General features: G+C 43.3%; 8 protein-coding genes and 1 pseudogene. 4 read left to right on the top strand and 5 right to left on the bottom strand.

The window, feature by feature from the left end; genetic code table 11:
* Positions 1-27 precede the first annotated feature (27 nt).
* Positions 28-1,953, bottom strand: a complete 1,926-nt coding sequence (locus IPJ09_11285; protein ID MBK7372003.1) for a heparinase II/III family protein — start codon at positions 1,951-1,953, stop codon at positions 28-30.
* Between the two features lie 279 nt (positions 1,954-2,232).
* On the opposite strand from IPJ09_11285, the gene IPJ09_11280 reads away from it, so the two are divergent.
* From IPJ09_11280 to IPJ09_11270, 3 genes are all read left to right on the top strand, one after another.
* Positions 2,233-4,452 carry a DPP IV N-terminal domain-containing protein gene (locus IPJ09_11280; protein ID MBK7372002.1) on the top strand — a complete coding sequence of 740 codons (2,220 nt, stop codon included), beginning with the start codon at positions 2,233-2,235 and terminating at the stop codon, positions 4,450-4,452.
* 26 nt (positions 4,453-4,478) lie between these two features.
* Positions 4,479-5,105, top strand: a complete 627-nt coding sequence (locus IPJ09_11275) for a hemolysin III family protein (GenBank protein ID MBK7372001.1) — start codon at positions 4,479-4,481, stop codon at positions 5,103-5,105.
* Between the two features lie 67 nt (positions 5,106-5,172).
* Positions 5,173-6,750: an L-serine ammonia-lyase, iron-sulfur-dependent, subunit alpha gene (locus IPJ09_11270; GenBank protein ID MBK7372000.1), complete on the top strand. Its 1,578-nt coding sequence runs from the start codon at positions 5,173-5,175 to the stop codon at positions 6,748-6,750.
* Positions 6,751-6,817: 67 nt separating this feature from the next.
* On the opposite strand, the pseudogene IPJ09_11265 reads toward IPJ09_11270, so the two are convergent.
* From IPJ09_11265 to IPJ09_11250, 4 genes and pseudogenes are all read right to left on the bottom strand, one after another.
* Positions 6,818-7,346 (bottom strand): annotated as a pseudogene (locus IPJ09_11265) (aldo/keto reductase).
* A 72-nt stretch (positions 7,347-7,418) separates the two neighbouring features.
* The gene (locus tag IPJ09_11260; protein MBK7371999.1) at positions 7,419-8,582 is read right to left on the bottom strand and encodes a hypothetical protein; all 1,164 of its coding nucleotides are present in this window, start codon (positions 8,580-8,582) and stop codon (positions 7,419-7,421) included.
* A 223-nt stretch (positions 8,583-8,805) separates the two neighbouring features.
* The gene (locus IPJ09_11255) at positions 8,806-9,414 is read right to left on the bottom strand and encodes a nucleotidyltransferase family protein (protein ID MBK7371998.1); all 609 of its coding nucleotides are present in this window, start codon (positions 9,412-9,414) and stop codon (positions 8,806-8,808) included.
* 10 nt (positions 9,415-9,424) lie between these two features.
* Entirely contained in the window at positions 9,425-10,576 is a 1,152-nt protein-coding gene (locus tag IPJ09_11250; GenBank protein ID MBK7371997.1) for an XdhC family protein, read from the bottom strand.
* A 119-nt stretch (positions 10,577-10,695) separates the two neighbouring features.
* On the opposite strand from IPJ09_11250, the gene IPJ09_11245 reads away from it, so the two are divergent.
* Positions 10,696-13,815: a glycosyl hydrolase gene (locus IPJ09_11245; protein ID MBK7371996.1), complete on the top strand. Its 3,120-nt coding sequence runs from the start codon at positions 10,696-10,698 to the stop codon at positions 13,813-13,815.
* The last annotated feature ends 2 nt before the right edge of the window (positions 13,816-13,817 follow it).

The raw sequence follows: 13,817 nt of genomic DNA, 5'->3' as shown, positions 1-13,817 counted from the left end.
AAAATACTTTGATGGTTTTAGTGGTGATTAGTTTTTAATAAGGCTAAACACATTTTTGCCCTGCATGACTAATTTTTTACTATTCAATACAATGCGTTGGACCTGGTGGCCATCCCATTTGGTTTTAAAGCTACTGTATTCCATCCCTTCGGTAGAAGGAAATTCTGTACTCACTGACCATAGGTTCGGATCATATTGAATCGAATACGATGCTTTTTTGGGTGTGGTTAATACGATTTTACCCGGTTTTGATAGATCTACCTGGCAGACAGTCATAAAAATTTGTTGCAACGAAGTTGGTTTTTGTGTCAGTACATAGTCGTCTGTGATCTCCAACTGGTTTTTGAAGCGATTGAGATTTACGGTACGATTCCAGGAGGTTATGCCAGCATCCTTATCATAGGCACCTGCAATATCCATATTCAGTGAAGCCTGACTTTCATTTATTTTGTTTTGCACATTTTTTGCTTCATAGTCCCGGCCGGCCCTTTGACCATATCCATTGACTATCGGAAGATTGTGATATTGTGCTTGAGTAAACCATAACTCATATCGTTGGGCTGAAAATGTACGAGCTGTATAGTTGCCTCTTCCTGCATCAATGATCACTGGTTCACCATCAGCATACAATAGAAAATCACCTACATCATTGTGATTATGACTTTCGGCATTGTGTCCGCCGTGGGTAGCTAAATAGAATCCATTGGAAGCACGAGCTGTGAGCACTTGAATATCACTGATCCAGGCATCAGGCAAAGGAGTATATACCGGAGTGTTTTGACCGAGCTGATGTATTGTAAGCAGGTTCTCCACTTTTCTTGGTCGCTGGAAACCGGAAAGTCCTATGGAAGCAGATGGGAAGGTATTGAACGCCCATTTACCCATACCGATCATGGTGTTGTCCCTGATAGCTTTGCCAAAACGATACAACATCAGACCATCCGGCATCAATTTTGGATCGGCATCAGCAAAATTGACAAAATAGTGGCCATCGATATGTGTCTTATAGATGTAGGAGGCCATTTTTTTGATGAGAGGATCATCGTAGATATTTATTTTGGCTTTTGTTGCTCCTTCAAGTAATTCAAGGCAATCGAAGGCACTTGCTCCAGCTGCAAACCAATAGCTGGGACCTTCATCGCAACCACCATCTTCACCCAAGCCATTGAAGTATAAGTCAAGGCCGTTCATGGATTTATAGGTCATCTCTGCTCTTCGGTCCTGATCAGGTTCGAGGAGCAAAGTGGCTGCTATCCAATTGGACATGATCCAGGGATTCCAATTATTGACGGTTCTGTTTTTACTCATCCAGCTATAACTATCGGATTTAGTGAGCAGCGGAATAAAAAATCGTTTATTGGTTTCGAGGTAAATGCGTTTGCGTATAAGAGGATTGATTTTGTCCAGTTTTTCACCTATAAAATAATCGGCCAAACTCAGGGTAGCGGCTGTTTCTGCAGTAAATAAATCAACAACCGGGTCATCGACATCCGGCAAGCCGGTAGGTCTAATATGAGCAGGCACTCCCCAATAACTTTCCTCACAAATGGACCAAATACCATTCAGGATAGCCTCAGTAAACCGGCCCTTATCTTCCATACTTTCCGCCAAACTCAGATTTATCAGTGCATTGCGTTTTTCAAAAGAAATAGTAGAATGCCTGATGCGGTCGCCGGACCGGACAAAATCCAATGCGATGGTAGCGGAGATCGGCTCAAATTTGTAATCCAGGAGCTCTTCTGCTGTTTTTATAATGGATGCTAAAACTGAATCAGGCACTGCTGAGGCCCAAGTTGCAGGTGTCTTTGGATAGGGTTCATATTCTGCCCGGGACAAAAGGGATTGTTGCACTTGCTGCAAAGTATATTTTTTGCTTAAAATATTGCGCTGGATGACCTGAGCCACAGAAAGTGTACTCGTAAAAAATAGAATTAAAAGGACATGATTTTTCATGGAATATATTTTTTTACTGGTGAATAATACGCTCCTGATTTGACAGGTCACTCGTTTTTACAGGATTAATTTATTGTAAGATTGAAGTTAATGCAATTGTCGAATAATTCTCCAACTTGGGGGTTTGCCAAATTGTACAAAAATTTTGCTATTTACCCCATCCCTTAAGGAAGAACAATTATTGTAGAATGCGATTTGTCATTCACATTCCAATCTGGAGGATATGCTGAGAACCAAAAAGATTCTATATTTTACAGAATAAATTTACTCTTATTCATTATGCGACTTAAATTTTCAATCAGTTTGTTTTTCGTCATCTCGGCTTTTTTAACTGCTTATACTCAGCAAAAAACTTTGACGCTGGAAGATATTTATACCCATAACCTTTATGCGGCCAGGGGAGTTGGCTCACTGCGCTGGATGAAAGACAACATGGGATATTCCACCCTTGAAAAAAATGAAACTGCTCATGGCAATGATCTCGTGCGGTATGATGTACTGAGTGGTAAAAGATCAATCCTGGTAAGCGCCAATCAATTAATTCCCGCTGGGAGCTCCCTTCCACTGACGATTGAAGACTATACCTGGTCGGAAGACAACAAGTCAGTCCTGATCTTTACCAATACCCGAAAAGTCTGGCGCCTAAACTCCAGGGGAGATTATTGGGTACTTCATCTCAATACCGGTAAGCTGAAAAAGTTAGGTAAAGGCTTAGAGGGAGCCACCTTGATGTTTGCTAAATTTTCCCCAAAAGCGGATAGGGTAGCTTATGTGAGTAAACTGAATATTTACGTGGAAAACTTACTGACGGGGGTTATCACTTCCTTGACTAGAGATGGGGGCAAAAATATCATCAATGGTACTTTCGATTGGGTATATGAAGAAGAATTAGATGATCGGGATGGATTTAGATGGAGCCCGGATGGGAAAAATATAGTCTATTGGCAGTCTGATACAAAAGGAGTAGGTACATTTTATCTGATAGACAATGTCGATTCGATATATTCAAGACCAATTCCTTTGCCTTATCCCAAAGTAGGTACGGATAATTCTGCTGTAAAGATCGGCGTAGTGGCTGCCGGCGGAGGTGCTACCAAATGGTTCAATATACCCGGTGATCCACGCAATCATTATTTGGCTCGCATGGATTTTATACCTGGTTCTGATGAAGTCATGATTCAACAATTAAATCGTCTGCAGAATACCAACAAGGTTTGGGTCGGAAATGTTAAGACCATGTCAGTTAAAAACATAATGACTGATCAGGACGAGGCCTTCCTGGATGTACACGACAATATAGCCTGGCTGGATCAAAATCAATCTTTTACCTGGACTAGTGAGCGGGATGGATGGTTGCATCTCTATAAAGTGTCCCGTGATGGTAAAAATATCGCTCTGATCACAAAGGGCGATTTTGATGTGGTGAACATTAATTGTATTGACCCGGTAGGAGGTTATGTATATTATATCGCTTCGCCGGAGAATTATACCCAGCGATATCTATATAGAAGCAAGCTGGATGGAAGTGGCGATGCCCAAAGGGTTTCTCCGTCGTCAATGGCTGGGCAACATAGTTATCAGATATCTGCGGATGCCAAATACGCCATTCATACTTTTGAAAATGCAGCCACTCCCCGTCGCATCTCCGTTATTGATCTGGCTGATCACCGTGAAATCAGGATTTTAGAAGACAATGCAATTTTAAAATCCAGAATAAATGAATTGGGACTAAGGTCCAAAGAGTTTTTTAAAGTCGATATCGGTGATGTAGTGCTCGATGCCTGGATGATAAAACCCAAAGATTTTGATCCATCGAAAAAATACCCGCTCATCATGTACGTGTATGGAGAACCGGCTGGATCAACGGTGCAGGATAATTGGGCGGGCGGAGACCTATGGCATCAGTATTTGGCCCAACAGGGATATGTGGTCATGAGTGTGGACAATCTGGGGACCCGGGTACCTCGTGGCAGGGAATTTAGAAAATCTATTTATCGCCAGATCGGATTATTAGCCTCTGATGATCAGGCCAAAGCTGTGAAGAAAATTACTGAAACCTATCCCTTCGTAGATGCCACCAGAATCGGAAGCTGGGGATGGAGCGGTGGTGGTCAAATGACTTTGATGGCGATGTTTCGGCATCCTGAAATATATAAAGCAGGTATAGCCGTTTCGTTTGTAGCGCTGCAAAATTTATATGACAATATTTACCAGGAACGGTATATGGGACTGCCTAAAGATAATGTTGATGGATATCGGGAAGGTTCACCCTTGAATCATGCCAAAAACCTGCGGGGAAATCTCCTGATCATGCATGGCACCGGCGACGACAATGTACATTACCAGAACTTCGAAATGCTGGTCAATGAATTGGTCAAACATAATAAGCTCTTTAGCATGATGTCCTACCCCATGAGAGATCATGGTATCTATCAGGGGGAGAATACTACCCTGCATCTGCGTAGAACGATGGAGCAGTATTGGAAAAAGAATTTGTAATAGTTGATGACCATCCAGACGATTTAATGACGAACTATACCCGAAAACAAGAGATCGTGCATGGCCTTACAGCCGGTCCGGGTATCTTATTTGGAGTGAGCGGCATACCCGTATTGATTGGATTGGCTATCGCTCATGACAATGTACCAGGCATTATTGGATCAGGTATCTATGGTTTTTGTTTTTTATTTCTATTCACCAGTTCGACGATTTATCATTTTGTGCAGGAGCCCGGGCTGAAAAAATTATTTAGAATCATCGATCATATCAGTATTTACTTTTTAATAGCGGGCACCTACACTCCTTTTTTATTGGTGTATATGTACAATGGTTTTGGCCTTACCCTCTTATCTATTCTATGGGTGATGACAGCCCTGGGTATTATTTTCAAAATTTATCTAACGGGCAAATATGAATTTGTGTCTACCCTCATGTATGTTTTGATGGGTTGGATTATGCTTGCGGGTGGGAGGAGATTTTTCCATGGGCTGCCTTTGCCTGTAATTGTATTGGTTGCTGGAGGAGGCTTTTTATACACGGCAGGGGTGATATTTTATACCAGGGACAGGCATACGTATTCTCATACGGTTTGGCATCTTTTTGTACTGGTAGCTGCTATATTTCATTTTGTGGCGGTGATGATGTCTATGTGAGGTTTTCGGGACGATGTGCCTATGTATTTAATTTTTCGTATTATTGATTGCCAAATAATTCAGTCTAATGTCTACCTATCCCAGCATATTTAATGATGTCATCGGCCCTGTGATGCGTGGCCCCTCCAGTTCACATTGTGCCGCGTCCCTGCGCATCGCTCGCATGTGTAGAGATCTGATGGATGATCAAATCAAAGATATTGTCATCGAATTTGATCCTCATGGTTCACTAGCTACCACGCACAAAAGCCAGGGTTCGGACATGGGGCTGTTCGGTGGATTCCTGGGGTGGGAGGCTTATGACGAACGATTGCCTGAATCTGAAAAATATCTATCAACAGCTGGTATCTCTGTCAGCATCAATATAGCTCCTTTAGATTTTGATCATCCTAATACCTATAAGATCCATCTAAGCAATGATCATGAGGCCAGGCACTTGATAGCGATCTCAACAGGTGGTGGTATGATCGAAGTGATCCAAATAGATGGCGCTGCTGTGTCTATGGCTGGAGATTATTTTGAAACATTGATTTATTGCAAAAACCCGGAGCACATCATTGCATTTATAGAAGCATCTATGGTCTACGATGACATTGTATTCCATCCGGGAGAAAAAAGTTTTATTGAAGTCAAATCGCAGGCTGCATTTAAGGATATCCTTCTTGACGAATTAAAGGCAATGGAGAGTGTCAATGCCATTAAAACATTAAAACCTGTATTGCCCATATTAGCGAGAAAAGATATGCAGGTACCTTTTATTACTTGCAACGAGATGTTGGATTACAACCGGAATAAAAATTTCTCTTTATGGGAATTGGCTATGGCTTATGAGTCGGCCAGAGGAAATGTCTCCGACCAGGAAGTTTTTGAAAAAATGCGGAGCATCATCCGGATCATGGGCAGCGCGATCGACACCGGGTTAAAGGGTACACAGTATCATGATCGCATCCTCGGCAGTCAGTCTCTGCAACTACAGGAAAAATTAGCTGGGCATCAATTGGTTGGAGGTGATGCCAATAATCGTGTCATCTTATATGTCTCCGCCATCATGGAGGTAAAAAGCTCGATGGGTGTGATCGTTGCAGCGCCGACTGCAGGGTCTTGTGGTGCCTTACCCGGCGCGATCTTTGGCATTGCCCATTCCCTCGGCCTCCATGAAGATGAAATCGTAAAAGCGATGTTGTCCGCCGGGCTGATAGGTGTATTTATCGCCGCACATGCCACCTTTGCAGCCGAGGTTGGCGGATGTATGGCCGAGACGGGATCCGGAGGTGGCATGGCAGCAGCTGCCATCGTAGGTATGAAAGGCGGTAGTTTGGCTCAATGTCTCACTGCCTCTTCCCTGGCTTTGCAAAACTCTTTAGGTATCATCTGCGATCCCATCGGTAACCGTGTGGAAGCACCCTGTCTGGGTAGAAATGTAATGGCCGCAACCAATGCCATCTCCTGCGCCAATATGGCACTATCCGATTATGTGCAGCTCATACCGTTAGATGAGGTGATCGAAACGATGAAACTCGTCGGAGATCAGATCCACCATACTCTGAGATGTACTAACCTGGGTGGTTTGTCGATTACCAAAGCGGCCAAGGAGATCGAGGCGATGTTGGAAGAAGAGCCGAGTCGGTTTTTTAAGAACTGTTAGGGTGGGTAAGTAATTGCTGATTAGGTTAGTAATCCCAATCCATTTCACTTCCGATTAACCTCAGTCATCAACCCCTCTCCACTTTTTCATCAACCTCTCCCATAAAAGGCTGCTCGTAATACCGCTTATTAGTGGCTTTGTACAAAGCATTTGCAACGGCTCCAAATATCGGAGGAAACAATGGTTCGCCTAAGCCGGTAGGGTCGATTTCGTTTTGTACAAAATGTACTTCAATCGATTTTGGTGACTCTATTTGGCGGATCATGCGATTTCTTTTAGCAGCAAATTGATAGAGTAAGCCTAACAATGTTTTATTAGCTGTACGGGCTTCTTCTATATCTGGGTAGGCTATTTCGAATATCCACTTCGGCAAACTTCGTTTGGTCATCAATTTTTCCTTCCAAGAATCCTTTTACAAGCGGACTAAAGGCCACCAGTCCAATCCCAAGTGCTTCTATTTCGGTTATGATCTCGTTTTCATGTTGCCTGGTCCAAAGCGAATATTCGCTCTGCAAAGCTGTGACCGGTTGTACCTCATAGGCCTTACGGATAGTATTTGTTCCAGAGAATTATTTTGTCAAAGAGGCAAATTGCACAAGGCTGTTTTAAATAAAAAGGCAGCTTTTTACTGCTGCCTTTATTGATTTTTTTATCGTAAATCTTACCTCTTACAAATAGGAGATATTCTTCACCTCATACAAGAATGCATTTTTGGCTTTGTCCACCACCCGCATCATCATATCCAGATCATCTGGACAATTGACCAGTGGAATTCGATTTCTTTGACGGCCATCCAGCGCTCTTTCATCACCAAAATAATTGAGACCTGTTTGAGTAAAACAATCGTCAAGAACCATATTTTTTGAATAGCTCAGATTGCCGGTCTGCATATTGATGACCTCCATGCGGCCGGTGATGTATGCTCTTTTAGTTTGGATGGTTTCGACTACTGTCGCTCTGACTTTCAATTTTCGATCCTTCCTGATATCATTTCCAAGTGAGTCTTTAGCTACATTGCCTTTGGCGTCCAATACATAATCCCAGCCATCTACGACTTCGCGATAGAAATTGTTTTCAATGTTTCTTATTTGTACAGGTTCTGCATAAAGGTCTTCTATACGGAAGACTACTTTGTAATCAGGCTTGAAACCTTCATCTATTGCAGTGTAAAATTGATTCCAGTTGTTTCTGGTATTGTTTACGGGTAGATAAAATAACTCGTCTTCAGATCTCCTTGGCAATCTGGCATAGGATCTGTCTTCTATCGTAACCCAGATTTTATTGATACCTACTTCAAGCATATCTTTTCTTAAGCTGGTGAGTTCATATTCAGAAGAAAGCGTATTGATGCGATCGATGATCTCTACAGCTTCCCGGGCAGCTGGTTTATAACCCAGGTCAGCTTCGCTGGTGAGAGCACTTAGTTTGGTGTAATATAAAGCAGCTGCATTTTTAGTGGCCTCCACCATGATAGGAGTGGTACTGATAAATTCGAAATGTGCCCTATGACCAGTCTCGGAAACAAGTGGTAATAAGGGAGAGATCATTTTTTGAATTTTGTCCATAGTAGCAGCTATTCGATTTATACTTTCCCAGGCACTCGCAGTATTTCTAATTTTTAATTTTTCTATTTCTGCCATTTTATCTTGAGAGAGTTTCTCAAAACCCAATTCAATCGCTGTGACATAAGTGTCTTTCTTTTTTTTGCCTGCGAGTTTTCGCGTAGCGAGCGCGACAAGACCTTCATAATCGCCGTTTTCCAGCATTTTTTCAGTAGAAGCGCAGGATGTAAGCAGCGCCATGGTCATGATGAGATGTATAAATTTTTTCATAGCTCTTGGGTTTAAAAGGTTACTATTATTGTTAAGACGGATGGAGATTGTGGGTAGAGGGTAAAGGGAATGTTAAAAAATGTCGGCCTATGGACAATTTATTTTAAATTTCGAAATCTTGATGTCCTCTGGGTATTGTTTAAACTCAATACACATTCTATAATCCAAAGAATGTCCACTACTGCCCGGTAAAACTTTCGATTATCAACCTAGCGATTCAGAATTAAGCGGAGTACAACTCGTAGTCTCTTTGAGTATCTATGTCAAATAGGCCATCCTCAAAATCAATCATGGCAACCCGGTCTGAATGATCATGGATTACTTTGCCCGCACCGCGATCACCTTCCAACAGTAACAGCACCGGAAAAAAGGATCGATCAAATAAGGCGGGAGTGCCTAAGATATTTTGATAATGGCTGGCCACGATAGGTTGTCCGGATTTGAAGTATTGATATATCACTTGATGAAGAATTTTCTCGTCCACAAAAGGTTGATCACATACTAAAAATAGTAAGGCCTCCAGGTCTGGAAATTGTGAATTCACAGTATGTACGGCCAATTTTATGGAAGAGGCTATGCCCTGACTCCAGAGGTCATTGATGACTATAGTAGCTTTGAGATCTTTGAGTTCCTGTGCGATAGCCGGGTGATTGGCTCCCAATATGCAGAGTACTTTTTTACAGGATAACGAAAGGGCAAGAGCAGTGATTCTTTTGATGAAAGATACACCATTTTTATCTTTAAGTAATTGTTTCGCCGTGCCTAACCGGGAGGAATTACCAGCTGCCAGCACGATAATACCTATTTTTTGAAGATCAGCATGGGATGTCATCCTTCAGAATTTAAGAATTTCCCGAAGGAATGATGATTAATTCTTCCCTTGAATGAATAAATTCACCGGCATCCCGCAAAGATTTGGCCGAGGCAGAGGTCAATCTCGATTGTATCTCAGCCAAAATAGAAAGGGCTATTTCTTCAGCCGTTTCAGCTCCGAGGTCTAATCCTGTAGGTCCAAAGATTTTATCCAATTTTTCTGGAGAGAGTAGGATGCCTTCCTCCTGTATTTCCTCTAACATGCGATCCAATTTTTTCTTTGGACCCAAGGAACCGATATAAGGAGTATCTACGCTAAGCAAAGCTTTAAGCATAGACAGGTCATAATTATAATTGTGCGTCATCAGTACAAAGACTGTGCGATGATCGATGTGGATCTGCTCCAGCACTTTTTCTGGCTTGGCTACTATAATGCTACAGGCTGCGGCAAATCGATCTTGCGTGGCATAATTGGCTCTGCCATCGATCACATGTGGTTCCCAACCTAGCGTATTGGCCATATCGACCAAAGGGTGCGCATCATTGCCGCCCCCTATGATCATCAATGCCACAGGCAACTCCACGTATTCGATAAAAGCAGTTATGGTCGAAGCTGCCAAATCATAGGCTTTAAAAGCTGATTTTTTCCTAGTCAGTGAATTTTTTATGTCCTCACCAATAGTTGGGGGTAAAATAGTTGAATTCCTTAATTGATCGTCCTCATCTCTATATATTATGCAGGTACCCGCCTGGTCGGATTTTCGATCCCGGAGGTTAAAGAATGTGACTAAAACTGATTCTTTGCGGAGTCGCGTAATCTCTTTTAGGAGTTCAATGGGATTGAGTGTATCCTGGTCGTCTATGGGCTCGATCAGCACCTGGATGATTCCATTACAACCAAGGCCAACTCCAAATTTGGCATCATCATCGTCCATGGTGTCATAAGTGACCAACATGGCCCTATTTTGAGTGATTACATGGAGAGCTTTGCGCAGGGCATCTCCTTCAAGGCAACCACCGCTGATGGCACCCGTAAGGTTGCCATCGTCTTCTATCAGCATTCGGGCACCGGGACGACGATACGAGGATCCTTCGAGGTGGACGACAGTGGCAAGGGCAGTTTTTTTGCCTTTTGCCGTTGCCTGGTCATATTGTTTTATGATGGATTTGATTTCTTTCACTACCAGGATATAAAAGTGAAAGTTAAGAAGAATACTTTTTACATAAATGAAATCATCTTTCCATCAGTACGTAGAATTTGTATTTTAGAGTCTTTCTTTAAGTGTCAAACTCTCTAATTATGAAAGCCAGATTCCCTGTTTTATTGCTTCTATTTTCTATATCGGTATGCTTGGTTTCAGCGCAAAAAACCAAACCTTCCAAGCCACTAACGACTGCAGCTGTAACAATTGAAAAAACAGTATCCTATGACCCAATGCTTCTTAATGGCATCACCTGGCGGGAGGTGGGTCCATTCAGAGGCGGTCGCTCCTGTACGGTGACCGGGATCAAAGGCAACCGCGACCTATATTATTTTGGAAGTGTCGGCGGTGGCGTGTGGCGTACCCAGGATGGAGGGGCTAATTATGAAAATATCACTGACAAATATTTTGGAGGAACGATTGGAGCAGTGGCAGTAGCCCCTTCAGATCCCAATGTCATCTATGTAGGTGAAGGAGAGCAAACCCTTCGGGGCAATGTATCCTCCGGATGGGGTGTTTGGCGAAGCACCGATGCCGGTAAGTCCTGGGCACATATAGGTCTAAAAGATTCAAGGCATATCTCCAGGATCAGGATACATCCTACCAATCCTGATATCGTCTATGTCGCTGCTCTGGGCAATCTATGGCAACCCAATGAAATGCGAGGGGTGTACAAAACTACAGATGGGGGCAAAACCTGGAATCGGGTATTATATGTAAATGACAAAGCAGGAGCTGCCGACCTGGTGATGGATCCGAATAACCCACGAATCTTATATGCAAGTACCTGGAACATGACTCGCAATGGCTGGAGAATGGATAGCGGAGGCCCTGATTGCCATATCTGGAAAAGTACTGATAGCGGAGACCATTGGGAAAAATTGACGAATAAACCGGGGCTGCCGAATGGTACCCTGGGGATCATAGGGCTTGCAGTATCCCCGGTCAATTCTGAGCGGATATTTGCTCAAATTGAAGCTGATAACGGTGGATTATTCAGATCAGATGACGCCGGCGAAACCTGGACAAAAATGAATGATGATCGGGGTATGCGCCAAAGGGCCTGGTACTATACCCGCATCTATGCTGATACAAAAAATGAAGACATCGTCTATATCTGTAATGTAGCCTTTTTCAGAAGCAAAGACGGGGGCAAGACATTCAGCACATTGCGCACACCCCACGGGGATCATCACGATCTTTGGATCGATCCGGAGGATAATCAACGGATGATCCTGGCAGATGATGGTGGCGCTCAGATCAGTACCGATGGAGGTAATAACTGGACGACTTACTACAATCAACCGACCGCTCAATTTTACAGGGTGATTACTGACGATCATTTCCCTTATAGAATCTACGGTGCTCAGCAGGACAACAGCAGTATCCGTATCAGTCACCGTACCACTGGCAATTCAATCACAGAACGAGATTGGGAGCCTTCTGCAGGTGGAGAAAGTTCTTACCTGGCCATAGACCCTGCCAATGACAATGTAGTCTATGGTGGTGAATACAAAGGATATATGGATAGGTATGATCATGAGACCGGTCAACACAGATCGGTCAATATATGGCCTGATAATCCGGTGGGCCGCGGAGCAGAAGTGATGAAATATCGATTTAACTGGAACTATCCGGTCATGTTTTCGCCCCATGATCCTACCAAATTATATGCAGGCTCGCATTATTTGCACGTATCGTACGACGCGGGCACGCATTGGGAAGTAATCAGTCCTGACCTTACTCGTGGAGAACCAGAGACCATCAGATCAAGCGGTGGGCCGATCACCCAGGACAATACCGGAGCGGAGTTTTATGCCAATATCTTATGTATGCAGGAATCTGTTTTAGAAAAAGATGTGATCTATACAGGATCTGACGATGGATTGTTATATGTGACGCGGGATGGTGGAAAAAATTGGAAAAACATCACTCCCCCGACTTCGCCGAAATACAATATGATGAACAGTATCGAGCCCAGCACCTTGGAAAAAGGTAAGGTTTATGTGGTGGCTACTTCGTATAAATTTGGTGACTATACCCCCTATATCTATAAGTCTTCGGATTATGGAGCTAGCTGGACGACGATTACCTCCGGCATCCCCAAAGAAGAATTTGCTCGTGTAGTCAGAGCAGATCATACACGCAAAGGATTATTGTATGCAGGTACCGAAAAAGGCATGTGGATTTCCTTTGATGATGGGACCTTGTGGTCGCGCTTCCAATTGAATTTGCCTCCGGTGCCGATCCATGACCTGGCCATTAAAAACGACAACCTCATCGCCGCAACCCATGGCCGTAGCTTCTGGATGATAGATGATATCACCCCACTCCAGCAAATCAATGATCAGGTAGCAGGCAAATCCTCCTACCTATATCAGCCTATGCCTTCATATAGAATGGCCGGTGGTGAAGGTCGCTTTAATCCCGATCGTCAATTGGAGGGGCAAAATCACCCAGGAGGAGTCCTGATTCATTATTTCGCCAAAAATGTTTCCGAAAGGACAGATGCCAAACTTGAAATCTTGGAATTGGACGGTGATCTCATCAGGGCCTATTCCAATAAATCAAAAGAACGGGCTGACCAGTTTGACCTGAAGTCCGGCGGTGGTAGATTTGTCTGGGATATGCGGTATGCCGGCTACAAGACTTTTCCGGGTATGGTATTTTATTCTTCTCCCAATCTTGGCCCCAAAGCAGTGCCGGGAAAATACAAAGCCAGGCTTACAGTAGATGGGCAGGTGTCCGAGCAGGAGTTTGAGATCATCGGTGACCCTAGAATAAAAACCACTCCCGCCGAATATCAGGAGCAATTTGATTTCCTGATTAGTGTACGCGATAAAGTGAGCGAAGCACACCAGGCTATCCTGGACATTAGAAAGACCAAAGAAGATCTCGCCTACCTGCGTAAAAAATTTGGTGATGATAAAATGATGCTAGATAGAATAAAAAAATTTGACGACGAACTGACTGTCATTGAAAACAATATCCATGAAACCAGAAATAAAAGTAGCCAGGACCCTATCAACTATGGTATCAAGCTCAACAATCGATTGGCATTTTTATTGGGCGAGCAGGGCCAAGGTGATTTTCCACCTACCGAACAAGCACGACAGGTGAAAGCGTTGGTGACCAAACTCATGGACCAGGAATTAAAATCCTTATCAGAAACTATGAAAAACAATCTACCTTCAGTCAACCAATTAATCAAACCTTAAAT

Source organism: Saprospiraceae bacterium (genome assembly GCA_016709995.1).
In the GTDB taxonomy this organism is placed as follows: Bacteria; Bacteroidota; Bacteroidia; order Chitinophagales; family Saprospiraceae; genus JADJLQ01.
The sequence above is the reverse complement of the archived record's forward strand: the minus strand, read 5'-3'. Positions and strand labels throughout refer to the sequence as shown.

Coding starts and splice junctions, on each gene's coding strand:
- IPJ09_11255 (MBK7371998.1), bottom strand. CDS start 9,414: ATGACATCCCATGCTGATCTTCAAAAAATAGGTATTATCGTGCTGGCA.
- IPJ09_11280 (MBK7372002.1), top strand. CDS start 2,233: ATGCGACTTAAATTTTCAATCAGTTTGTTTTTCGTCATCTCGGCTTTT.
- IPJ09_11245 (MBK7371996.1), top strand. CDS start 10,696: ATGAAAGCCAGATTCCCTGTTTTATTGCTTCTATTTTCTATATCGGTA.
- IPJ09_11260 (MBK7371999.1), bottom strand. CDS start 8,582: ATGAAAAAATTTATACATCTCATCATGACCATGGCGCTGCTTACATCC.
- IPJ09_11270 (MBK7372000.1), top strand. CDS start 5,173: ATGTCTACCTATCCCAGCATATTTAATGATGTCATCGGCCCTGTGATG.
- IPJ09_11275 (MBK7372001.1), top strand. CDS start 4,479: ATGACGAACTATACCCGAAAACAAGAGATCGTGCATGGCCTTACAGCC.
- IPJ09_11285 (MBK7372003.1), bottom strand. CDS start 1,953: ATGAAAAATCATGTCCTTTTAATTCTATTTTTTACGAGTACACTTTCT.